Origin of the sequence: Hyphomonas sp. KY3 (genome assembly GCF_017309975.1) — a bacterium.
Classification (GTDB): domain Bacteria; phylum Pseudomonadota; class Alphaproteobacteria; order Caulobacterales; family Hyphomonadaceae; genus Hyphomonas.
The window spans coordinates 1972894-1996080 of sequence record NZ_CP022271.1 but is presented as its reverse complement, the minus strand read 5'-3'; the positions used below and the strand labels follow the sequence as shown (position 1 = coordinate 1996080).

24 protein-coding genes and 1 tRNA gene are annotated in these 23187 nt (G+C 57.2%); 13 read left to right on the top strand and 12 right to left on the bottom strand.

Features of this window, described 5'->3' with window-relative positions; all coding sequences use genetic code 11:
- The first annotated feature begins 1 nt into the window (after window position 1).
- From CFA77_RS09855 to CFA77_RS09840, 4 genes are all read left to right on the top strand, one after another.
- Window positions 2–973, top strand: coding sequence for a beta-ketoacyl-ACP synthase III (locus CFA77_RS09855; RefSeq protein WP_206990538.1), 972 nt, complete (start codon window positions 2–4; stop codon window positions 971–973).
- Window positions 974–1076: 103 nt separating this feature from the next.
- Window positions 1077–1370: an integration host factor subunit alpha gene (locus CFA77_RS09850; RefSeq protein ID WP_034815398.1), complete on the top strand. Its 294-nt coding sequence runs from the start codon at window positions 1077–1079 to the stop codon at window positions 1368–1370.
- A 16-nt stretch (window positions 1371–1386) separates the two neighbouring features.
- On the top strand, window positions 1387–1851 hold the full coding sequence (locus tag CFA77_RS09845; protein ID WP_206990537.1) for a MerR family transcriptional regulator: 465 nt from the start codon (window positions 1387–1389) through the stop codon (window positions 1849–1851).
- Between the two features lie 53 nt (window positions 1852–1904).
- Window positions 1905–1981 (top strand) — tRNA-Pro (locus CFA77_RS09840).
- Between the two features lie 61 nt (window positions 1982–2042).
- On the opposite strand, the gene CFA77_RS09835 is transcribed toward CFA77_RS09840, so the two are convergent.
- The 7 genes from CFA77_RS09835 to CFA77_RS09805 form a co-directional block, all read right to left on the bottom strand.
- Entirely contained in the window at window positions 2043–4286 is a 2244-nt protein-coding gene (locus tag CFA77_RS09835) for a S9 family peptidase (RefSeq protein ID WP_242517308.1), read from the bottom strand.
- A 58-nt stretch (window positions 4287–4344) separates the two neighbouring features.
- The gene (gene msrB / locus CFA77_RS09830) at window positions 4345–4755 is read right to left on the bottom strand and encodes a peptide-methionine (R)-S-oxide reductase MsrB (RefSeq protein ID WP_206993219.1); all 411 of its coding nucleotides are present in this window, start codon (window positions 4753–4755) and stop codon (window positions 4345–4347) included.
- Window positions 4756–4903: 148 nt separating this feature from the next.
- Window positions 4904–5359 (bottom strand): MaoC family dehydratase, encoded by a 456-nt coding sequence (locus CFA77_RS09825; protein WP_034815688.1) that lies wholly within the window; start codon window positions 5357–5359, stop codon window positions 4904–4906.
- A 110-nt stretch (window positions 5360–5469) separates the two neighbouring features.
- Window positions 5470–6615 (bottom strand): aminotransferase class V-fold PLP-dependent enzyme, encoded by a 1146-nt coding sequence (locus tag CFA77_RS09820; RefSeq protein WP_206990536.1) that lies wholly within the window; start codon window positions 6613–6615, stop codon window positions 5470–5472.
- Between the two features lie 57 nt (window positions 6616–6672).
- Window positions 6673–8220: an acyl-CoA synthetase gene (locus tag CFA77_RS09815; protein WP_206990535.1), complete on the bottom strand. Its 1548-nt coding sequence runs from the start codon at window positions 8218–8220 to the stop codon at window positions 6673–6675.
- Between the two features lie 109 nt (window positions 8221–8329).
- Window positions 8330–9259 (bottom strand): sterol desaturase family protein, encoded by a 930-nt coding sequence (locus tag CFA77_RS09810; RefSeq protein ID WP_206990534.1) that lies wholly within the window; start codon window positions 9257–9259, stop codon window positions 8330–8332.
- Window positions 9260–9380: 121 nt separating this feature from the next.
- Window positions 9381–10682 (bottom strand): amidohydrolase family protein, encoded by a 1302-nt coding sequence (locus CFA77_RS09805; RefSeq protein ID WP_206990533.1) that lies wholly within the window; start codon window positions 10680–10682, stop codon window positions 9381–9383.
- Window positions 10683–10832: 150 nt separating this feature from the next.
- On the opposite strand from CFA77_RS09805, the gene CFA77_RS09800 reads away from it, so the two are divergent.
- Together CFA77_RS09800 and CFA77_RS09795 are read left to right on the top strand one after the other, a co-directional pair.
- Entirely contained in the window at window positions 10833–11744 is a 912-nt protein-coding gene (locus CFA77_RS09800) for a crotonase/enoyl-CoA hydratase family protein (RefSeq protein ID WP_034815390.1), read from the top strand.
- A 7-nt stretch (window positions 11745–11751) separates the two neighbouring features.
- The gene (locus CFA77_RS09795; RefSeq protein WP_206990532.1) at window positions 11752–12720 is read left to right on the top strand and encodes an alpha/beta fold hydrolase; all 969 of its coding nucleotides are present in this window, start codon (window positions 11752–11754) and stop codon (window positions 12718–12720) included.
- A gap of 3 nt (window positions 12721–12723) precedes the next feature.
- Here the strand turns inward: CFA77_RS09795 and CFA77_RS09790 are convergent, their stop codons facing one another.
- The 4 genes from CFA77_RS09790 to rpsF all read right to left on the bottom strand — a co-directional run bounded on the left by CFA77_RS09790 (window position 12724) and on the right by rpsF (window position 15566).
- Window positions 12724–14220, bottom strand: a complete 1497-nt coding sequence (locus tag CFA77_RS09790) for a replicative DNA helicase (protein WP_034815385.1) — start codon at window positions 14218–14220, stop codon at window positions 12724–12726.
- 134 nt (window positions 14221–14354) lie between these two features.
- Window positions 14355–14942, bottom strand: a complete 588-nt coding sequence (rplI, locus tag CFA77_RS09785) for a 50S ribosomal protein L9 (RefSeq protein ID WP_034815383.1) — start codon at window positions 14940–14942, stop codon at window positions 14355–14357.
- A 12-nt stretch (window positions 14943–14954) separates the two neighbouring features.
- Window positions 14955–15212: a 30S ribosomal protein S18 gene (rpsR, locus tag CFA77_RS09780; protein ID WP_034815380.1), complete on the bottom strand. Its 258-nt coding sequence runs from the start codon at window positions 15210–15212 to the stop codon at window positions 14955–14957.
- A gap of 15 nt (window positions 15213–15227) precedes the next feature.
- Window positions 15228–15566 carry a 30S ribosomal protein S6 gene (gene rpsF / locus CFA77_RS09775; RefSeq protein ID WP_034815377.1) on the bottom strand — a complete coding sequence of 113 codons (339 nt, stop codon included), beginning with the start codon at window positions 15564–15566 and terminating at the stop codon, window positions 15228–15230.
- Window positions 15567–15774: 208 nt separating this feature from the next.
- Between rpsF and fabD the strand changes: the two genes are divergently transcribed.
- From fabD to gmk, 7 genes are all read left to right on the top strand, one after another.
- Window positions 15775–16725, top strand: coding sequence for an ACP S-malonyltransferase (fabD, locus tag CFA77_RS09770; RefSeq protein ID WP_206990531.1), 951 nt, complete (start codon window positions 15775–15777; stop codon window positions 16723–16725).
- Between the two features lie 5 nt (window positions 16726–16730).
- Window positions 16731–17468, top strand: a complete 738-nt coding sequence (gene fabG / locus CFA77_RS09765; RefSeq protein ID WP_206990530.1) for a 3-oxoacyl-[acyl-carrier-protein] reductase — start codon at window positions 16731–16733, stop codon at window positions 17466–17468.
- Window positions 17469–17582: 114 nt separating this feature from the next.
- Complete coding sequence (locus CFA77_RS09760; protein WP_027839729.1) at window positions 17583–17816, top strand: acyl carrier protein; 234 nt, start codon at window positions 17583–17585, stop codon at window positions 17814–17816.
- A gap of 16 nt (window positions 17817–17832) precedes the next feature.
- A complete protein-coding gene (gene fabF, locus CFA77_RS09755; RefSeq protein ID WP_206990529.1) occupies window positions 17833–19119 on the top strand; it encodes a beta-ketoacyl-ACP synthase II in 1287 nt (428 codons plus the stop codon).
- Between the two features lie 62 nt (window positions 19120–19181).
- On the top strand, window positions 19182–20210 hold the full coding sequence (gene mltG, locus CFA77_RS09750) for an endolytic transglycosylase MltG (RefSeq protein ID WP_206990528.1): 1029 nt from the start codon (window positions 19182–19184) through the stop codon (window positions 20208–20210).
- Window positions 20207–21094 carry a YicC/YloC family endoribonuclease gene (locus tag CFA77_RS09745; protein WP_206990527.1) on the top strand — a complete coding sequence of 296 codons (888 nt, stop codon included), beginning with the start codon at window positions 20207–20209 and terminating at the stop codon, window positions 21092–21094. Before mltG ends, CFA77_RS09745 begins: the two co-directional genes overlap by 4 nt.
- Window positions 21084–21737, top strand: coding sequence for a guanylate kinase (gene gmk / locus CFA77_RS09740; protein ID WP_206990526.1), 654 nt, complete (start codon window positions 21084–21086; stop codon window positions 21735–21737). Before CFA77_RS09745 ends, gmk begins: the two co-directional genes overlap by 11 nt.
- Window positions 21738–21908: 171 nt before the next feature.
- Here the strand turns inward: gmk and CFA77_RS09735 are convergent, their stop codons facing one another.
- Window positions 21909–23129: an NADP-dependent isocitrate dehydrogenase gene (locus tag CFA77_RS09735; protein ID WP_034815359.1), complete on the bottom strand. Its 1221-nt coding sequence runs from the start codon at window positions 23127–23129 to the stop codon at window positions 21909–21911.
- Window positions 23130–23187 lie beyond the last annotated feature (58 nt).

Here is a 23187-nt window from a genome sequence, read left to right as displayed (position 1 = left end):
CATGGCGCGGCGCAGTTTTATCCGTGGAACCGGCAGCTATCTGCCAGAGAAGGTCCTGACAAATGAGGACCTGTCGAAAATGGTCGAGACGACCGACGACTGGATCGTGGAGCGCACCGGAATTCGACGTCGACATATTGCGGCTGACGGCGAAGTCACGTCCGACATCGCGGCCGCAGCGGCGAAACGTGCGCTAGAGGCTGCAGGCCTTCAAGCGAGCGATATAGACCTGATCGTGTTGGCCACCACCACGCCCGATCAGACATTCCCCGCGACTGCCACCGCTGTTCAGGCCAAGCTCGGCATGGATCATGGCGCAGCTTTTGACGTTCAGGCGGTCTGCTCAGGTTTCCTGTTCGCGCTCGCGACCGCCGATTCCATGCTTAAGCAGGGCCTGTTCAATTCCGCGCTCGTGATTGGAGCCGAAACCTTCACGCGGATTCTGGATTGGTCAGATCGGGGAACTTGCGTTCTTTTCGGCGACGGCGGCGGTGCGGTCGTGCTGCAAGCTGAGGAGTGGACTGGCGCTGATGATGCCGGGATAATAACACATCATATACGGACCGATGGTACGAAATCTGATCTTCTCTATGTAGATGGTGGTGTAAGCTCGACGGGAACGATCGGTCACGTGCGTATGGAAGGAAACAGGGTATTCCGCCATGCTGTCGCCAACATCTCCTCGGCGATCCAGGCCGTGCTGGATGAAACTGGTCTGAGTTCTGAGCAGATTGACTGGTTTGTTCCTCATCAAGCCAATAAGCGCATTCTCGACGCCGTGGCGAAACGGATGAAGATTGATGACGAAAAGGTCATCATCACGGTCGACCAGCACGCCAACACATCTGCAGCGTCCATTCCGCTCGCGCTGGATCATGCCGTTCGCACGGGCCGCGCTAAACCGGGCGACTTGATTCTTTCGGAAGCAATGGGCGGTGGATTTTCCTGGGGTGCGAGCCTTTTCCGCCTCTAGCCTGATCCTCAAAAATCAGCATTATCAAAGAACTGACGCAACGGTTTCGCTAGGGATCCGTTAACGAAACGCGTTTAACCATTAACCAGAGCGGGAGAATCCCATGAGCAATCAGACCGTCACCAGGGCAGAAGTCACGGATGCCATCGTCCGCGAAGTCGGTGTGACTCGCCAAGAGTCTTCGGACTTGTTGGACAGAACGCTGGAATTGATCGGGTCGGCTCTGGAAACTCAGGATGAGGTCAAGCTCTCTCGCTTCGGTAATTTTGTGGTGCGATCAAAAGCGCCACGGGAAGGCCGCAACCCGAAAACCGGGCAGGAAGCTGTCATCGCCGCGCGCCGCGTCGTCACCTTCCGCCCTTCACCAATGTTGAAATCATTGGTGGACCACAAATAGTCAGGAAGGATCCCTCATGTCGGCAAACCGAGCCCGCGTCACCAAATCAGCTCAGGCATTCCGTTCGATTGGCGAGGCTGCAGGCGAACTTGGGCTCGAGACACATGTGATACGATATTGGGAAACCAAATTCACCAAGGATGTCCGTCCGATCAAGCGCGCCGATGGTCGCCGCATGTTCCGTCCGCAGGACCTGGATGCGCTTCGGGCCATCCAGACTCTCGTGCACGAAAAAGGAATGACGCTCAAAGGTGCCAAGGCATTGCTTGCCGAGCAGGGTGTCCCAGCGGTCCTTTCCGGAGCAGCAACGCTCGGCACGAGCCCGGCGCGCGAGCTTCAGAAAAGCGTGGCAGACGCGTTCCAAGCTGATGTGGCAGCTGAAGTATCAGGCGATCCCAGAGAACGCCTTCAGGATACATTGGTCGAACTGAAAGATCTGAAAGCCCGGCTCGACGCGGTTCGCCAGACTCGCGCAGCCTGAACCCACATAAGACATTGCGGAATATTGGCGGCTTGGGTACAAGCCGCCGGTGTCGGAGCGTGGCGCAGCCCGGTAGCGCACTCGCCTGGGGGGCGAGGGGTCGTAGGTTCGAATCCTATCGCTCCGACCATTCACCGCCCAATCCAATCCGGAGATTGAATTGGGCGTGAAGTGGCGGCATCCGGGCCGGACTATTCTTCTCTAAAATCCACACCATCAACCTTGCCCATGGCCGCAAGAGCGAAGGCATAATCGAGCGCGATATCCTTCAGGCCTTCGAAGCGACCGGATGCACCGCCATGGCCGCCTTCCATCTCGATGCGCAGAAAGTAAGGGCCAGCATCGGGCGCATCGTGGCGCAGGCGTGCAGCCCATTTTGTGGGCTCCCAATAGGTGACACGCGGGTCCGACAGGCCGCCAGTGATGAGCATGGGCGGATATGGCTTGTCGGCTACATTGTCATATGGGCTATAGGCCATGATCGTGTCGTAATCTTCGGCGGACGTAAGTGGGTTGCCCCATTCCGGCCATTCCGGCGGCGTCAGCGGCAGGCTTTCGTCAGACATGGTATTCACAACATCGACAAATGGTACGGCTGCGATAATGCCGCCAAACAGTTCCGGGTCCATGTTTGCGACCGCGCCCATGAGAAGTCCTCCGGCAGATCCGCCATAGGCAACGATGTTGCCTTCAGACGTGTAGTTTTGATCGACGAGATAATGTCCGGCCGCGATGAAATCCTTGAACGTGTTTGATTTCTTTTCGAGCTTGCCGTCGAGATACCATTGATACCCCTTGGACATGCTGCCGCGAGGATGCACAATCGCATAGATCACGCCGCGGTCGACAAGGCTGAGCCGGCTGGTGCGGAAATCAGCTGGGTAGGTGATTCCGTATGATCCATATCCATACAGCAACATGGGCGCCGAGCCATCAACGGGAGTTGATTTGTGGCGCAGTAGCGTGATCGGCACCTCCACTCCGTCCCATGACGGCGCCATCAATCGCTCGGCAATATAATCTTCTGGTTTGTGGCCCGATGGCACTTCCTGCGTCTTGCGAAGCGTGCGTTCGTGTGTGTTCAGATCATAGTCGAATACCTGGTCCGGAGTCGTTGGAGACGAATATTCAAATCGCAGGATTGGCGTCGCAAAATCATATCCGCTATCGAGGCCCAGCGAATATGCCGCTTCCTCGAAATTGATCCTGTGGCTGGAGCCGTCCTCACGCGCCCGAATAACGATCTGTGGCAGGCTGTTCTCGCGCTCCATGATGGCGAGAAAGTCCTTTTGGGGTTGTATTCCCAAGATCAAGGTGCCCGGACGGTGCGGAACTACTTCTACCCATGCATCGCGACTGGTCGACTCCATCGGGGCACGCATCAATTTGAAGTCCACGGCGCCGTCGAGATTGGTATAGATGTAGAACTGACCGTCCCAGTGGACGACATTATACTCATTGTCGGTTTGGCGCGGCGCGATAATTCGGGGCGCCGGGTCTGCCTCGTCGGCGGGAAACCAGTAAACCTCCGATGTCGTGTGACTGGACGCTCCAATGAAAATAACTTCTTCGCTCGCACTCTTGTTGATGCTGAGAAAGACTCCCGGATCGCTTTCCTTGTAGATCAGAGTGTCTTCGCCAGTTTCGAGATCTCTCTGCCAAACTGAATCCGGTCTCGCGTTTTCGTCGCGATGGATCCAGTAAATCCGCTTGCCATCGGCGCTCCATTCAAACGGTCCATAGGCGTTTTCAATGCCAACGCCTTGATCTTCGCCAGTTTCGATATTCTTTAGACGAATTGTATAAAACTCACTGCCTTGCGTATCCGTCGCATAAGCGATCAGACTGTGGTCCGGTGAGGTATCAATACCGCCGAATGAGAAATAGTCTTCTTCCTTTCCAAGTGCGTCCCCGTCCAATAGGATGGTTTCTTCAGCATCGGGGTCAAAGGCCTTTTCGGCAGGTTTTCTGGCTATAATCGGATACTCGCCACCCTCACGGTAGCGGGTGTAGTATGCGTAAGGACCGTCAATCTCGGGAACCGAGCTGTCGTCTTCCTTGATGCGTCCTCGCATTTCCTTGAAAAGTTCATCGCGCAGAGCAGTGGTTGGAGTCTCAAGTGCTGCCTTTGTGAAAGCGTTTTCCGCTTCGAGATAGTCGCGGATATCCTGGCGCAAGACGCTTGGGTCGCGCATGACCTCTTGCCAGTTCTCATCCTTCATCCAGTGATAGGGATCGTTGCGGGTCCGCCCAACCTGCGTGATTTCATGATCAATACGCGGGGCAACTGGCGATGTGAGGGGCGCCGCCGCTTGCGCATTCGGCGATGAGGTGTCGGCCTGGGTCAGATCTGGGGAAGGTGTTTCAGTCATGGTGCATCCGGTCGTAAGCGCCATCGCGGCAGCGCTGATCATGAAAAGGGGAAGGAGGCGCATATCAAAGACTCCGAAGCTGTGAGCAAGCCTCGATAGGACCAGCTGCTTCTGATCGTGTCTAGGCCTGTTTGGTCGGTTTGAACTCAAGAACGACGCCGTTGATGCACCAACGTTCTCCGGTGGGCGGCGGCCCATCCTTGAAAACGTGTCCCTGATGCATGCCGCAGATTGCACAATGGCATTCAGTGCGCGGCAAGATCATCTTGAAGTCGGTCTTGGTCGCAACCACGCCTTCGCTTGCTGGCTGCCAGAAACTCGGCCATCCCGTTCCAGACTCGAATTTGTGCTCAGACGACCAGAGCGGCGTATCGCACCCCTTGCAGTAAAAGAGTCCCTCGCGGTGTTCGTCATTGTGATTGCCGGGCGTGAAGGCACGCTCGGTACCCTCTTTGATACCGACGCGATATTCCTCTTCAGTCAGTATTTCGCGCCATTCGCGGTCGGACCGCTGAATCCTGGTTTTTGTCATCATGAGCTCCATGAGAGTGTTCGCGTATCATATAGGCGGTTCGGAGCATCACACCATGATAGGTGATGTAATCTGGAGGGAAAGCGGCAAAGAAAAAAGGGATCGCCGGAGAGCGATCCCTTGAATGGTTTGGGAATGGGCGTTGAAACTAGCCGTACAGAACCGTAATGGATTCTGCGACCAGCGCGGGGCGCTCCTGGCCTTCGATTTCCACCGTGGCCTCCATCTTCATCTGCTTGCCGCCAGCCTTCGGCTCAACCGACAGGCATTTCTGGCGCAGGCGCACCTTGGAGCCGACCGGCACCATATTCGTGAACCGGACCTTGTCGGAGCCGTAATTGATGCCGCGTGTCGTGCCGGAGACGCGCAGGACTTCAGAGCCCAGCATTGGCAGCAGCGACAGGGTCAGGAAGCCGTGCGCAATGGGGCTGCCGAGTTCCTTCGTGGCGCGTTCGACATCCACATGGATCCACTGATGATCGCCCGTGGCTTCGGCAAACATATTGACGCGATCCTGATCAATTGTGTGCCAATCGGACACGCCGACTTCCTGGCCAGCCAGGGATTCGAGATCGTCATATGCAACTGTGCGTGGGTCCGCCATGTTTTCCTCCAATTAGAAATTTTCCCTGTTTTGGCGTGCGATTGACGTCTCGGCAAGCTTGACCGAGCGGCAAGTGCAGATTGTAGCAGAGCAGGTACCGGCTGAGCTGCTCAGGATCGGAGGAAATAGGCGAGGCGTTCCACGAGCCGGTTGGTGTCTTTGTCATTCGTGAAGAGGTGCTGAGTGATGCGCAATCGGTCGCCTCGGCGAGACACAAAAATTCCTTCGGCCTTCAGGCGTGCCGTCAGGTCTTCGGGCGCAGAGTCCGGCAGTAAGGGGCAGAGATAGTGGGGGCCGCGCTCGGCCTCTGGAGGGCACAACACTCCAACTGAATTGAGCCTTTGCGACAGATCGGCATTGCGGGTGCGAAGCGTGCGCTCCAAGTTTTCGACGCCCCAATCCAGAATTGTGCGAACGGCGCTTTCGAAGGCTGGAAGTAGCGCGAAATTCGAACGCTCCCCCATGTCAAACCGTTCGGCCCCGGCTCCGAATTCGTCAGAATAGTCAATCAACCTCGCGAAATTGGAGGCGCCTTTCCGGGTGATCCAATTCTGCTCCAATGGACGGCCCGATCTATGCTTTGGGGCCGCATATAGGAAGCCGGTCGCATAGGGACCGAGCAGCCATTTATAACCGGCGACTGCCACGAAATCGGGTTGAACATTTTGCGTGTTGAAATCCAGGGCACCGCAGCTCTGGGTCAGGTCCAGCACGAAGGCGGCCCCATAATCCCGGCATTTCTTGCCAACCGCCGCGACATCGACCAATGCACCGTCGGTCCAGCGAATATGAGCGCAAGCCACAAGTCCGGTATTGGGCCCGATTTCGTTGAGAAGACAGTCGGACAGAGTCGAACTGCCCGTGCGGGTGATGGTTTTCAGCTGGGCGCCGGTAGACTCCGCCAAGGCCCGCCACACGTAAACATTCGAGGGAAACTGGTCCTCCAGGACAAGAATTTCCTGACCTTCTGCCAAGCTTATGTTGGCGGCAGCCGTGGCTAGCGCGTAACTCACAGATGGGACAAAGGCGATGCCGTCGGTGTCAGCATGGATTAATTGGGCCAGTAGGGGTCGGAGGCGCGCAGTATCCGCAAAGAAGTCTGTGTCCAGAATAGACCAGGGCCGCAGCTTCCGGGCCAGTCCGGCTTTACCGGCTTCGACCGAGGCTGTCGTCATCGGTCCCATCGTTGCTGTGTTGAAATAGGCAACATCGTCCGGGATATCGAACAAATGGCGCTGGTTTGGAATGACGCTCATATTTCTTCCCTAGCGTGAAAGAAAAATGAGGGGAAGCGCCTCCATATTCTGCTCAGCCTAAACGATGCGACTTTCTTTCTTGCCCCAATAACGGTCACGGATCAGTCGCTTATACAGTTTTCCGGTCGGATGCCGGGGCAGCTCGAGGTCGAAATCCAGACTTTTCGGGCATTTGATCTTTGACAGCTCGCCTCGGCAGAATTCAAGCAGTTCCGCGGCAAGCTCATCAGATGGGGCTATCCCCGGCATTGGCTGGACGATGGCCTTTACAGATTCTCCGAATTCTTCGTCGGGCACCCCTATGACTGCCACGTCGGCGACCTTGGGGTGAGTGATCAGGACATTCTCCGCTTCTTGCGGATAGATGTTCACGCCGCCCGATATGATCATGAAGGCCTTGCGGTCGGTCAGGTACAGGAAACCATCTTCGTCGACTTTGCCAACATCGCCGAGAGACGACCAGTCTGGGTGTTTGGGATTAAGTGCCGAGGCATTTTTCTCAGGATCATTATGATAATTTGGTGGGGTGGTGCCGCCGAAGTAGATCTGGCCTTCACTTCCAACCGGCACTTCATCCCCGTTTTCATCGCACACATGAAGTTCGCCGAAAATCGCGCGCCCGACTGTACCTTTGTGCTCGAGCCATTCGGCGCTTTTGGCCCATGTCATGCCGTTGCCTTCCGAACCTGCATAGTACTCGTCGATGATCGGTCCCCACCATTCGATCATCTGCTCTTTTACAGGGATTGGACACGGCGCGGCTGCGTGAATTACGAATTTCAAGCTTGTGACGTCGTAGGATTTTCGGACGTCCTCCGGAAGTTTCAGAAGCTTTACGAACATGGTTGGGACCATCTGAACATGGGTCGTCTTGTGAGCCTGCACGCAATCGAGAAAGGCTTCTGGATCGAACTTTTCCATAACCACCAGCGTGGCGCCAAGGCGTGTGAACGTCATGCACCAGCGGAGCGGGGCAGCATGATAGAGTGGAGCTGGTGAAAGATAGACGCTGTCTGGTCCTGCAGCTGCCATTCCTCGTGTAATCTGAAGCAGGACATTGTCAGCATCGATAGGCATATCCCGCTCGAGTGGCGGACGAATGCCTTTCGGTCTTCCCGTTGTCCCGGAGGAATACAGCATGTCCGTACCGGCCATCTCGTCCGCGATGGGCGTCACTGGAAAGGCCGATTGATGCGTCTCCAACCGCTGGAAGCCTTCGATGTCACCATCAATGGACCAGAACTGATCAATGGCGACCAGTTGTTTCGCTTGTTTTGCAACGTCGTCTTTTCCGGCGCTGGCGATCAGGAGGGAGCTGCCGGAATCCTCGATAATGTATTTAACTTCGGGCGCCGTCAGGCGTGAAGACACGCACACAAAATACAGGCCTGAGCGTTGAGCGGCCCAGCAAATCTCGAAATAGCGTGCCGAATTCTCTGCGAAAAGCGCAATCGTATCACCGGGTTTCAGGCCGGCGTCGCGAAATGCGTGCGCTATCTGGTTCGACCGCTCATCCAGTTGTTTGAAGGTTACGGTTTCTCCGGAGGCAGCCATGATATAGGCGGCCTTGTCAGGATGGGTCTTCGCGTGGTGGCAGGGATGCATGTTTTCCTCCTGATATCGGCGGCGCTTCTGGTGAGCGCGCTCGATGGTCTGGAGGCGTTTCTAGCGGGACATTCGCGTTCGTCCACGGGCAACGTCGCGTCAGCCGGGTTTATTCGGGAAAGCCTGGTGTTCCGCGTTTCTCGGGATTTTCCTGCAGATAAGCCTGTTTGAGCTCAGTCGAGCGATTGTGATTACCTTCCGGGCACCAGCCGGGCTCGCTGACCAGGCGTCCGACCCAGCGATGAGGGCGAAATCCGTCGGATGCGCAATCCTTCAGGATCGCGAAGAATTCGTGAAATGCTATGACGAAAGGGTTATAATTGTTTAGAGGCTTCACAACACCGTAAATCGGCTTTTCGTTTTCCAACTCCGGTACGAAGGTTCCGAACATCTTGTCCCAGATGATGAACACCCCGGCAAAATTTGTGTCGAGATACCTGGCATTGGTCGCGTGGTGAACCCGGTGGTGACTGGGCGTATTGAACACTGCTTCAAACCAGCGTGGCATCCGGTCGATCGCTTCAGTATGAATCCAGAACTGGTAAAGCAGGTTCAGGCCACCCACGAAGAATATGACATAGGGATGAAAGCCGATGACGACCATGGGGAGGCCGATCCAGATAAGTCCGGTCAGTGGGCCAAACCAGGGCTGGCGTAGTGCGGTGGTCAAATTGTAGTGCGTTGAGGAATGGTGCGTCACATGCTCCATCCACCACCATCGGGCACGATGTGCGAAGCGGTGCTTCCAGTAATAGATGAAGTCATAAAGGACGAAGCCGATAACGGCTGACACGACCGTGAACGGGAGCGTGAAAATACGGAATGGCCAGGCGATCAGCATCATCCAGACGGCGAGTGTCCCAGTGAGTGTATTGATGACGACATTGCCCAGCCCCATTGTGAGGGAAGCGAGTGCATCCTTGGTGTCATATCTCCCTGCAGCACGTCCGGACTTTACCGCCCACCATTCCAGCGCGACCGATAAAATGAATATTGGCGCGGCGAAGGTCGTTACGGCGGGCAGGGGATTGAATTCCATCTTGTGGGGGTACCGTCCTACAAAGTATCAGTTTGGCTGCGCCTTGGATGGCGCTCTCGTGACGAGTTTGTGACCTCGCATGCTTCTAGACGAGTCAGTCGCTTTCACAAACGGGGTTGGATCAGTAGATGCTAACCTGCGGTTTGCCATCGCGTTTGTAGACCGTGCCGTCCTTCATGACGAAATCCACGTCCTCTAATGCGGAGATATCCGCAAGCGGATCGGAGTCCACGGCGATAAAGTCAGCACGACAACCGACGTCGCCGCATCCGAGTTCTCCTGTTTTTCCCAGTGCTTCAGCCGACAGGCTGGTCGCAGCCTGGATGGCCTGCATCGGCGTCATGCCGAGATTGACCATGCGGGAGAACTGATTGCCGTTGTCCCCGTGCGGATAGACGCCCGAATCTGAGCCGAACACGACCTTGACCCCGGCCTTGACCGCCGCAGTGAAGCTGTCTCTCTGAATTTTAGAGATCGCCCGTTCTTTCGCGAGAGATTCTTCCAGCACGCCGTTCTTCTCGCCTTCAGCCAGCGTGTATTCAGTGTTGTAGATGTCCATCGACAGATAGGTGCCGTTTTCCTTGGCGAGGCGGATTGTGTCTTCGTCGAGGATGCTGGCATGTTCGATAGTGTCGATGCCCGCGAGGATCGCGTTCTTGATACCGATCGTGCCATGTGCATGGGAGGCGACCTTGATGCCGCGCGCATGAGCCTCTTCGGTGATGGCCGTCAGTTCTTCCAGCGTGCCCTGTGCCGCGCCAAGGCTGGTGCCTTTCGAAAACACGCCGCCCGTGGAGCAGGTCTTGATCAGGTCGACGCCGTATTTGATGTTCCGGCGAACTTTTTCCCGCATTTCCCAAGGGCCTGTGGCAACATTCTCGCCTGTGAGATCATACTCGGATGGCAAGAGATTGGTGTCCGAGCAATGTCCGCCCAAAATGCCAACCGGAGGCCCGGAGACGTACATGCGTGGGCCGGGGACATCGCCTTCATTGATTGCGTCCCGAAGCGCAACGTCGCTGTAGCTGGAAGCGCCGACATTCCGCACGGTGGTGAACCCTGCGAGCAAGGTCTTGCGAGCATTCTTGACGCCCGTAATAGCTTGGCGCTCATCTGAAAAGCTCAGCGAGAAATAGGCCGGATCTTCGGGATCCGAGGTTAGGTGGGTGTGCATGTCGATGAAGCCGGGCACCAATGTCGCATTCTTCAGATCAATAGATGTGGAACCTGACGGTTTGCGTAGCTTGTTCGCCGTCCCTCGCGCCGTGATGACCCCATCTTCAATCACGAAGACTGGCCGGTTCACAGTTTCCGCGGTCACTGGATCTACAAACTTGCCAGCCGTGAGATAAAGGGTCTCAGCTTCGGCAGGCAGCGAAAGCAGCGCGATGGATGCACCGGTTAGCAGGGCTGTCAGTTTCATCGTGAAGATCCTTTGAATGTGAGGACTGGGTTTATCGAGCCGCGTCTGCGGCAAGGTCAAGCGTTGGGCTGAATGCCGCTGGGTAAGTCTTGACGAATGCTGAGGCACAGGCAGCTTGGGCCCGGAAAATCATCACAAGGGAGGCCAGCCGTGGCGCAGCCAAAAGAATTTGAACAGATCACCCTCGATATCGAAGACGGTATCGCGACCCTTACGCTGAATCGTCCAGCCAAGATGAATGCCTTCACCGGCAAGATGATGTACGAAATGATTGAGGCGTTTGATATTACGGATGCCGACGACAATGTGCGTGTCGTCATCGTGACCGGCTCAGGTGATCGGGCGTTCTGCGCCGGGGCAGATCTGTCCGAAGGTGCCAAAACGTTCGACTATGACAAGCGTGCCGAAGGTGGCGAAGTTGGCCGGACCGACGATGTGGACATCCAGCGCGATGGTGGTGGCCGTGTGACACTGCGTATCTTCGACAGCTTGAAGCCTGTGATCGGCGCGATCAATGGCGCAGCCGTGGGTATTGGCGTGACGATGCAGCTGCCAATGGATATACGCATCGCATCAGACAATGCGCGATTTGGATTTGTGTTTAATCGGCGGGGCATCAATCCGGAAGCGGCCTCCAGCTGGTTCCTGCCGCGTCTGGTCGGCATCTCGCAGGCATTGGAATGGTGCTATTCCGGCCGCGTTTTCCCGGCACAAGAAGCAAAGGATGGCGGGCTCGTGCGGTCAGTCCATCCGCAATCTGAACTGATGGATGTGGCGCGCGCCATGGCGAGAGAGATCGCTGACAATACGGCCGCAGTATCAACCAGCCTGACTCGCCAGATGATGTGGCGCATGCTGGGCGCAAGCCATCCGATGGAGGCGCACATCGTAGATTCTGCGGCGATCTACTCCCGCGGCAAAACGCAAGACGCCAAGGAAGGCGTGATGAGCTTCCTGGAGAAGCGCAAGCCGGTCTATCCGGTTAAGGTCTCGGATGGCATGCCAAACTTTTATCCGTGGTGGGACGAGCCCGAGTTCAAATGGATTGGCGGCAAGGACTGATCCGGCAATGACCCCTGAATTGAGGATGATCGAAACGAACGGACTCCGCTTGCGCGTAGCGCTGGCGGGGGAAGGGCCGTTGGTCGTCCTCGTGCATGGGTTTCCTGAGAGCTGGTATTCTTGGCGACACCAGATCAAGGCATTGTCCGAGGCAGGTTACAGCGTGGCCGCGCCGGATGTGCGCGGTTATGGTGGGTCCGATCGGCCTCACGCGGTCGAAGCTTACGATATGGAAAGCCTGACCGCAGATATTGCCGGGCTTGCCGAGGCCTTGTCTCCGGCTGCGCCGGCGGTTGTGGTCGGGCACGATTGGGGCGCACCGATCGCTTGGAATACGGCGCGGCTCCATGCCGACCGGTTCCGGGCAGTCGCCGGGCTGTCGGTGCCCTATGTGCCGCCGGGCGATGTGGTTTTCATCGATGCGGCCCGCACCTTCTTCACAGAGCGTGGCCTGTTTTTCTATCAGGTCTATTTTCAGGATGAAGGTCCACCTGAGGCAGAGTTAGAAGCCGATCCCGCAGAAACGATCCGAAAGTTCTATTACGCGATTTCAGGTGACGCGCCCGAGGGGACCTGGCCGGTCGACAAGAAGCATGGTGACACGCTGCTTCACCGACTGCCGGAGCCGGACATGCCGCTGCCCTGGCTCAGTGATGAAGACGTTGCCTATTATGATGCCCAGTTCCGTCAATCCGGGTTTCGTGGCCCGCTGAACCGGTACCGCAACTGGCATCGCGATCATGCTTACCTGAAGAGGCACCCTTCTTCCGCTGTGATCGCTCAACCTTCTCTCTACATCGGGGGCACCAAGGACCTGGTTCTGAAGATGTACCCCGGTGACATGGTCGCAGCGATGAAAAAGAGCCTTGGCGATCTGCGCGGCGCTGAGCTGCTTGAGGGGTGCGGGCACTGGACTCAGCAGGAACGGCCTGAAGAGGTGAATCGCCTGCTGTTGGACTGGCTGGGCCAGCTTTAGTCGCTATTCGTCGAAATCGCTTCCATAGCCTTGCTGGTCGCGGGAGAGATCTCCGAAGCGGGTGATGTTCGAGTCAAACGCCAGTTCTACGCGGCCAATCGGACCGTGACGTTGCTTGCCGATGATGACCTCGGCCTTGCCATAGACCTGGTCCATGCGCTCGCGCCATTGGCTCCATTTTTCGTTCGAGGAGGGATCGCTCGGATCGGCGCCGGGCTCGGTTCGCGACAGGTAATATTCTTCGCGATAGACGAACATGACGACGTCAGCATCCTGCTCAATCGATCCGGATTCCCGCAAGTCAGACAATTGGGGGCGCTTGTCGTCGCGTTGTTCTACGGCACGTGAAAGCTGCGACAGCGCGATGATCGGTACGTTGAGGTCTTTCGCAAGCGCCTTCAGTGAAGTCGTGATTTGCGTAATCTCCTGGACCCGGTTTGCATTTGCGTTGCCACTGGTGACTGTAATCAGCTGCAGATAGTCGATTACGATCATGTCGAGCCCTACAGAGCGCTGCAGACGTCGGGCGCGGGCGGCCAGTTGGCTGATCGAGATACCGCCTGTATCGTCGATATAGAGCGGCAGGTTTTGAAGTTCTTCGGTCGCTTCACGCAGTCGTTCAAAGTCGCTCTTGTCGAGATCGCCCTGACGAATCCGATGGGTAGTGATGCCAGTCCGCTCGGCGATGATCCTTGTTGCGAGCTGTTCGTTCGACATTTCCAGCGAGAAGAAGCCGACAATTGCGCCGTCTACAGTCTTCTTCGAGCCGTCATCTTGCACTTCTGCGCGATAGGCCGCTGCGGCATTGTAGGCAATGTTGGTTGCAAGAGAGGTTTTCCCCATTGAGGGGCGCCCGGCAAGGATGATCAAATCAGATCGGTGCAGTCCGCCCAGCTTCTCATCGAGATCGCGCAGCACGGTCGGGATGCCGGCAATCTTGCCTTCGCGCTTGAACGCAGCTTCAGCGTTCTTGAGAGATTCTGTCAGGGCTTCGGAGAAGGTCGTGAAACCGCGACCCGACGAGCCGCGCTCTGCGAGGTCGAAGAGCTGCCGTTCAGCCAGTTCGATCTGGCGTTCGCCATTTTCTTCCGGAGTCGGGTTCAAGGCGCGACCCGTCAGTTCGCTGCCGATGCCGACCAGCGACCGTCGCATGGCAAGGTCGCGGATCATCCGTGCATAGTCGCCGACTTCCGGGCCAAAGGCAGCTGAGTCGAGCAATTGCTCCAAATACCGGGCGCCACCAATTTCAGTGAGTTTTTCAGCCTTTTCGAAGTGCTCGCGCAGCGTGACGCCGTCTGCAATGCGGCCCTGCTGAATCATCGTTGCCGACACGTCGAACAACTCCTGATGCGCTGGCGCATAGAAATCTGAGGGCCGCAGGATATCTGCCACGCGCTGGTAGGCGTTGTTGTCGAACAGGATGGCACCCAGCACTGCGGCTTCCGCCGACAGATTGTGGGGCGGCGCGATTGTGGCAGCGGGGGCATCATCTAGAGGCATGCGATTCTTTTACCTTACCTGCGACGCGAATTCATCGCCTTGATGCGGATTGAGCTGCGCAATTCACCGTCACTTCACAAAAAAAGGGCCGCGGCTGTGGATAGCCGCGGCCCTCAATTCGAATTTGCAGAAGACTATTCTTCGTCTTCGCCGCCGGCTTCGGCGCGCTCAGCAGCAGCTTCGGCGAGTTCGCCAGCCTGCTCTTCAGCGAGTTCCTGGTTTGCAGCCTGGAGCGAAGCAACGATGTCCTCGCCTTTCTCCTGGCGTTCAGCCTCTTCAGCGGAGCGGGCGATGTTCGCCTGAACCGTGACGGTGACTTCTGCGTGCAGGCGAATTGCAACGTCGTACAGGCCGATGGCCTTGATCGGACGGTTCAGGCGTACACCCGAGCGTGGTACGGCGTGACCTGCCGCTTCAGCCGCATCAGCAACGTCGCGAGCAGTAACCGACCCATAAAGTTGCCCCGTATCGCCAGCCTGGCGAATGAGCGTGAAGACGGTGCCGTTCAGCTTTTCAGCTTCGGACTCGGCATTTGCGCGAGCTTCTGCGTTACGAGCTTCAATGGCTTCGCGCTCAGACTCGAAGCGAGCCCGGTTACGATCATTGGCGAGCAGGGCTTTGCCCTGAGGGATCAGGAAGTTCCGGGCGAACCCGTTCTTCACATTCACTTCTTCGCCGATTTTGCCGAGGCGTTCGATGCGTTCAAGAAGGATGACTTGCATGTTCGTGTCTCCTTACTTCACTTCGAACGGAAGCAGGGCCAGCATGCGGGCGCGTTTGATCGCCTGAGCAAGCTTGCGCTGGTTCTTGAGGTTTACGGCCGTGATGCGGCTGGGCACGATTTTCCCTTTTTCAGAGATATAGCGCTGCAGCAGTTTCACGTCCTTGTAATCGATTTCCTGTGCGTTCTGACCGGTGAACGGGTCGACCTTGCGGCGACGTCCGAACGGACGGCGAGCAGGAATGTTCGTGATGTTCAGTTTCTGAGCCATTTCGAGTGTCCTTCCCTAGTCGCGACGACGGTCTTTGCGAGAGAGAACCGGCGACGGCTCATCACTCAGGGCTTCAACGCGGATCGTCATGTAGCGCATGACGTCGTCGGAGATGCGAAGGCGGCGTTCAAGTTCCTGAACTGCGTCGGCGGGGCCGTCGATGTTCAGAAGCGAGTAGTGCCCCTTGCGTTGTTTCTTGATTGGATAGGCCAGGTTGCGAAGACCCCAGTATTCGGTCTTGCCAACAGATGCGCCTTTTTCCTTGAGAAAGCCGCTCAGTTCTTCGACAAAAGTCTCGACTTGAGCAGGCGAAATGTCAGGTCGTGTGATCACGACATGCTCATATAGTGCCATGTTTTCAGTCCCATAGTAGAGCCATGCGGCGCCAGACAGCGGGAAACTGCCGGGAGATGGCCCCTCTTCATCTGGCTCATTCCAAACTAACGAGGGCCGCATGCCTGCGAGTGAATGCGGGTGTAAAGCGCATTTGGGCCTGTTTTTCAAGCGCTTGCTTACATTCGCGGTCACCTTTAACCACGGGCGCAATTTGGAGAAACCAGACATGAAAAAATTCGCGCTGATCTTTCCTGGTCAAGGGAGCCAGGAAATCGGAATGGGCAAGTCGCTTGCGGAGGCCTTTCAGTCCGCACGCGATGTCTTTGCCGAGATAGATGAAGCCCTTGGACAGAATCTGTCTGGCCTCATGTGGGCCGGCGATATTGCCGAGTTGACCCTGACGGCAAATACTCAGCCTGCGCTCATGGCGCACAGTGTTGCCGCCGCCCGCGCTCTGGAAGCTGAGTTTGGCTTGTCGGCCAAGGACGCGGCCTATGTGGCGGGTCACTCCTTGGGCGAGTATTCTGCGCTTGCTGCTGCAGGCGCGCTTGGTGTGGCGGATACGGCGCGCCTCCTGCGCATTCGCGGCAATGCCATGCAGGCCGCCGTGCAGCCGGGAGAGGGTGCAATGGCAGCCTTGTTGGGAGCCGACATAAATCAGGCGGAAGGCGCCTGTGCAGCTGGACGCGAAACCGGCGGCGCCTGTGATATCGCGAACGACAATGCGCCGGGTCAGCTTGTCATATCTGGCCGCAAGGATGCGGTTGAAGCCGCCTGCGCGCAGGCGAAGGATAGCGGCGTCAAGAAAGCCATGCTTCTCAATGTTTCCGCACCGTTCCATTGCTCCCTGATGCAGCCAGCCGCTGATGCGATGGCCGAGGCGCTGGCCGAGGTGTCGATTGCGCAGCCGGTGAGTGAACTGGTCGCGAACGTGTCTGCAAGTGCTGTCACCGACCCGGAAACGATCCGGAAGAACCTCGTCGCACAGGTCACAGGCCGTGTGCGCTGGACCGAGAGTGTGCAATTCATGGTCGCTCAGGGAGTTGAAGCGACGGGCGAAGCAGGCAATGGCAAGGTGCTGACGGTGATGCAACGCCGAATCGACAAGTCACTCAACGGTTTTACGCTCGGGACTCCCGAGGATCTCGAAGCCTTTGCAGAAGCAATGAAGGGATAGACAAGATGTTTGATCTTACCGGCCGTACGGCCCTCGTGACGGGTGCTTCCGGCGGAATTGGCCGCGCCATCGCACAAGCCTTGTCCGAAGCGGGCGCCAAAGTGGCTCTCTCCGGGACACGTGAGAACGTGCTGGAAGAAGTTGCCGGCACACTGAAAGGCGAGAGCGCCATCGTGCCCTGCAACCTGTCTGACGCGGAATCAGTCGATGGCCTTGTGGGCCGGGCTGAGGAGGCAATCGGCCCGCTCGACATTCTCGTCGCCAATGCCGGTATCACGCGCGACAAGCTGCTGATGCAGATGAAGGATGAAGACTGGAACGATGTTCTGTCGGTCAATCTGGGCAGTTATTTCCGCCTCACCAAGAGCTGTGTGCGAGGCATGATGAAGCGCCGTCACGGCCGGATTATCGGAATTACATCCATTGTCGGTGTTACCGGAAATCCGGGCCAAGCCAATTATTGCGCCTCCAAGGCTGGCATGATCGGATTTACCAAATCATTGGCCCAGGAAGTCGCCAGCCGCGGTATTACCGCCAATACGATTGCGCCCGGATTCATCGAATCACCCATGACGGAAGTGTTGCCGGAAAAGCAGAAAGACGCCCTTTTGGGACAGATTCCTGCAGGTCGTCTCGGCCAGGGTGCAGACATTGCCGCTGCAGCCATTTATCTTGCTTCAGACCAGGCTGCATATGTCACGGGACAGACAATCCACGTGAATGGCGGCATGGCAATGATCTGATTTCACTACAGCAAGCCCCACTCATAGGACTTGGCGCTCGTCCCCAGTGTATGCTAGGCGCAACACAATGGTTCGAATCTGGGCCAGTCCTCAGGCATTTTCAGAGAGGTACTCATGTCTGACGTTCTAGAACGCGTTAAAAAAATCGTTGTCGATAATCTCGACGTGGATGGTGACAAAGTTGTTGAGAGCGCAAGCTTCATCGACGACCTCGGCGCTGACTCTCTTGACCTCGTCGAGCTGGTCATGGCTTTCGAGGAAGAGTTCAACATTGAGATCCCGGATGATGTGCAGGAATCTATCCGCACAGTTGGTGATGCGGTAACGCACATCAAAGCCCACATCTAAGATTTCCAGGATTTCTATGTCAGATCGCCGCGTTGTTATTACCGGAATCGGGATTGTTTCACCCTTGGCCGCTGGCCGTGAGGCAACCTGGGAGCGCCTGCTTGAAGGCAAATCTGGGGCTGGACGTATTGATACGTTCGATCCCGAAGATATGCCGTGCAAGATTGCGTTTCAGGTTCCGTGGGTAACAGGCCGCGGCGGCGGCGAAGGAGATCCCCATGCGTTTGATCCGGCCAAATTCGTCTCTCCAAAAGAGATGCGTCGGATCGACGAATTCATTCTTTATGCGATCGCTGCAGCAGACGAAGCTGTAGAGGATGCCGGATGGAAGCCCGAGGATGACGAAGGTCAGGAGCGCACTGGCGTTCTCATCGGGTCCGGTATTGGTGGTCTTGAATCGATCTACAAGACTGCGATCACGCTTCATGAGAGCGGGCCGCGCAAGGTGAGCCCGTTCTTCATCCCTGCTGCTTTGATCAATCTGGCCTCTGGCCAGGTATCGATCCGGCACAAATTCAAAGGGCCTAACCATTCGGTGGTGACGGCCTGTGCTACCGGCGCTCACGCGATCGGCGACTCTGCCCGCCTCATCAAATATGGTGATGCGGATGTCATGGTTGCAGGCGGCGCCGAGGCTGTCATTGGCCGCATCGGTATCGCAGGGTTCTGCGCTGCCAAGGCTATGTCCACGAATTTCAATGATACGCCTGAAAAGGCCTCGCGCCCCTATGACAAGGACCGGGATGGCTTCGTCATGGGTGAAGGCGCCGCCATCGTCGTGCTCGAAGAGTACGAGCATGCAAAGGCACGCGGTGCGAAGATCTATGCGGAAGTCGCAGGCTACGGCCTGACGGGTGACGCCTATCACATCACGGCCCCTGCTGAAGGCGCGGAGGGTGGATACCGTGCCATGAAGATGGCGCTCAAGCATTCGGGCATGGACCTGACAGAGATCGACTACGTCAACGCCCACGGCACATCGACCCCGAAGGGGGATGAAGGTGAAGCCGGTGCCGTAGAGCGGGCCTTCGGCGAGCATGCCAAGAACATGTCCATGTCGTCGACCAAGTCGGCCGTAGGACACTTGCTCGGCGCTGCCGGAGCAATCGAGAGTGCGTTTTGCGCACTCGCGATCCGCGACCAGGTGATGCCGCCGACCTTGAACCTCGACAATCCGAGCTTCGAGACTGTTCTGGACCTGATCCCGCACAAGGCCAAGAAGGGCCGGGTGCGTGCGGCCATGTCCAACAGCTTCGGCTTTGGCGGCACGAACGCATCGCTGGTTCTCAAGGAAGTTCAGTAAGCCTGTTTCTCCGGGCTGGGGTTGGCATGTAGGCTGGCACAGTCAGGATTCGCGAGGCGTTCATGAAATTCATCAAAGTCCTGCTTTCGGTGCTGGTGCTCCTGCTGTTTGTGGGTGGCGCAGCCCTTGGCGGCGGATGGCTCTGGTTCCAGAACGAAGTCTCGAAACCGGGCCCCTCCACAGAGCAGCACGTCTTCACGGTTGAGCCGGGCGAAACGTTGACCCGCGTAGCCTTGCGGCTGGAGCAGGACGGTATCGTGCAGGACGACCGTCTGGTACGCCTGAAGGCACGGCTCGACGGCACTGAACTTGCCATCAAGACCGGCGAATTCATTCTCGAGCCGCGCGCGAGTGTGACAGACGTGATGGATGTCCTGATTGAGGGCAAATCGGTCCTCCACAAGATAACGCTGCCGGAAGGCCGGACCACGTCACAATTACTAAAAATCGTTGAAGCTGACCCGATCCTTACTGGCGAGATGCCGGAGACGGAAATCGGTGAAGGCACGCTGCTCCCGGACACATACCTCTTTCAGCGCGGCACCACCCGCGCAGAACTGGTCGAGCGAATGCGCAAGGCACAAGCCGACATGTTGGCAGACCTGTGGCCCAGACGCGCTGAAGGTCTGCCCATTTCAACGCCGGAAGAGGCGGTAATCCTTGCCTCCGTTGTCGAGAAGGAAACCGGTATCGCCGGAGAGCGCCCACAGATTGCTGGCCTGTTCGTTACCCGTCTGAAGCGAGGTATGCGTTTGGAGAGCGATCCGACCATCATCTACGGGATCTCCAGGGGTGAGCCCCTGTACAATCGTCGTGGAGAGCGCCGAACGCTCTATCGATCCGAGATCGACCGGAAGACGGACTGGAATACGTATCAGATTGATGGTCTGCCAAAGACGCCGATCTGCAATCCGGGCCGGGAGGCAATTGCGGCCGTCCTGAACCCCGATGAGACAGGCCACATCTTTTTCGTGGCAGACGGCAAGGGCGGCCATTTGTTCGCGAAGACGCTGGCCGAACACAATCGCAATGTCGCGGCCTATCGCAAATATGAACGCGAAGAAATCCAGAGGGAGCGGGCAGGGAAATGAAAAACCTATCCGGCATGACCGGCTTTGCCCGCGTCACAGGGGAAGCGGAATGGGGCGCTTGGGCTTGGGAGGCCAAGAGCGTGAATGGGCGAGGACTGGATGTAAGGGTGAACACCCCTCCCGGGTTTGATGCGTTGGAACGTGTGATCAAAGCCGCGGCTTCGAAACGGTTCAATCGCGGATCCCTTCAGGTCTCGCTCAGGATTGAACTTAGCGAACAGGCGGGGGGCGCCACGATCGATCAGGCCTTGCTAGACACATTGCTGGCGGCGGCGGAACAAGCGCACGGCGTTGGCATTTCCAGCGAAGCCATCGCCACCCTGATGACCGTAAAAGGCGTTGTGGAAATCGGATCCACAAACATACGGGACGTTGCGGCGAATTCGGACGTGATGGCTGAACTTGAATCTGCTGCGGGCGCGGCGCTTGCGGAGTTGGACGAGGCACGTCAGGCTGAGGGGCGCGCGCTGAAAGCGATGCTGTCAGACCTGGTCGACGAACTGGTATCGGCGACGGACACCGCTATCTCGCTCGCAGGGGACCAGCCTGCATTGCTCAAGGCACGGCTTACGAAGCAATTGGAAGAATTGGGGGCAGACCAGCAGGTGGACCCGGAACGGCTGGCAGCCGAACTCGCGCTGACCGCTGCGAAGGCCGATGTCCGCGAGGAGCTGGACCGTTTGCTCGCACACTTCGACTCTGCGCGAAAACTGCTTTCCGGTGGCTCACCGGTGGGCCGGAAGCTTGATTTTCTCGCCCAGGAACTCAACCGTGAAGCCAATACGCTCTGCTCGAAATCTGTTAGCCTTGATTTGACGAATGCCGGACTCAGTCTCAAAGGAACCATAGACCAGTTCAAGGAGCAGGCAGCCAATGTCGAATAGTGGACATCCAAAGGATCATGGGCACCGCAGGGGGCTCATGCTGGTGCTGTCGAGCCCCTCAGGTGCAGGCAAGACAACGCTCGCGAAAAAATTGATCGAAGAGTTCGACGATGTGAATTTGTCCGTGTCGGCGACCACGCGTCCACCACGTCCCGGCGAAAACGACGGAAAAGACTATCACTTCCGGTCTGTCGACGAGTTTCATCACATGATCGAACGGCGGGAATTCCTGGAATGGGCGCACGTTTTCGACAAGTATTATGGGACGCCAAAGGCCGACACGGTCGCCAAGCTGGATGCGGGCGAGGATGTCTTGTTCGATGTGGACTGGCAGGGCGCAGATGCGCTGCACGACCAGATGCCAAACGATGTGGTTTCGGTATTCATTCTCCCGCCCAGCATCAACGCGCTGGAACAACGTCTCGCGGCCCGACCCGGCTCGACCCCGGAGATTGTTGCCCGCCGCATGGACGACGCCAAACGGGAGATCATGCATTGGCGCCGCTATGACTATGTGATTGTGAACGATGATCTGGAAGTGGCCTATCAAAGGCTACGACGCATATTGTTGACCGAGCGATTGAAACGGTTGCGTCAACTTGATCTTGAAGACCATGTGCGCACGCTTCTGGGAGAGGCGTGATGGAGCCGGAGGAGAAGCTTGGGAACGTAAAGGCTCGCCCAATTTGGTTGGTGGCGCTGATCCCGTTGCTCGGGATCGTCTGGGGCGCATGGTTTGTCGCCAAATACATCGCTTGAACAAATAAGCCCCGCAGCCAAGCTGCGGGGCTTTGTTCTGTAAGGCCTGAGATTATCAGGATTTCGACATGGCTTCCTGGAAGTTCTTGTCGACCGCTTCGATGAAGCCTTCAGTCGTCAGCCATTCCTGATCCGGACCGACGAGCAAGGCGAGGTCTTTTGTCATCTGGCCATTCTCGACCGTCTTGATGATGGTCTCTTCCAGCTTCTGGGCGAAGGCACGCACGTCTGGTGTGTCATCCATACGGCCGCGATGGTCGAGTCCGCGGGTCCAGGCAAAGATCGACGCAATCGAGTTGGTCGACGTGGCTTCGCCCTTCTGGTGGTTGCGGTAGTGACGCGTCACCGTGCCGTGTGCGGCTTCGGCTTCGACCGTGTTGCCATCCGGTGTCATCAGAACGGACGTCATGAGACCCAGCGAGCCGTAACCCTGGGCGACCGTGTCGGACTGGACATCGCCGTCATAGTTCTTACAGGCCCAGACATAGCCGCCGGACCATTTCATGGCCGCTGCGACCATGTCGTCGATCAGGCGATGTTCGTAGGTGCCGCCAAACTCGGCGAACTTGTCTGCGAATTCAGCGTCGAACACTTCCTGGAAAATGTCCTTGAAGCGGCCATCATAGGCTTTCAGGATCGTGTTCTTGGTCGACAGGTAGACCGGCCATTTGCGCTGCAGGCCGTAGTTCAGGCTGGCGCGCGCGAAGTCACGGATGGACTCGTCGAGATTGTACATGCCCATGGCGATACCGGAGGAAGGGAAGTCGAAGACTTCGAATTCCTTGGAATCGGATCCGTCGGATGCTTCCCATTTCATGGTCAGCTTGCCCTTGCCGGGAACGAGGAAGTCCGTGGCTTTGTATTGGTCACCAAAGGCGTGACGACCAACCACAACCGGCTTCGTCCAGCCTGGCACCAAACGTGGGACGTTGGAGATCACGATTGGCTCGCGGAAGACTACGCCGCCGAGAATGTTGCGGATCGTGCCATTTGGCGAACGCCACATCTTCTTCAGGCCAAACTCTTCAACGCGGGCTTCATCCGGTGTGATCGTGGCGCATTTGACAGCGACACCGTATTGTTTGGTTGCATTGGCTGCGTCGATGGTGATCTGGTCGTCCGTCTCATCACGCTTCTGGACCGACAGGTCGTAATATTTGAGGTCGATGTCGAGATAAGGATGGATCAGCCGGTCCTTGATCATCTGCCAGATGATGCGGGTCATTTCGTCCCCGTCCATCTCGACGATTGGATTTTTGACCTTGATTTTCGCCATGTTTGTATTCCCTGCGGTTGCACTATTCTCGCAGGGCTATAGCAGAGCCCACAGCCGC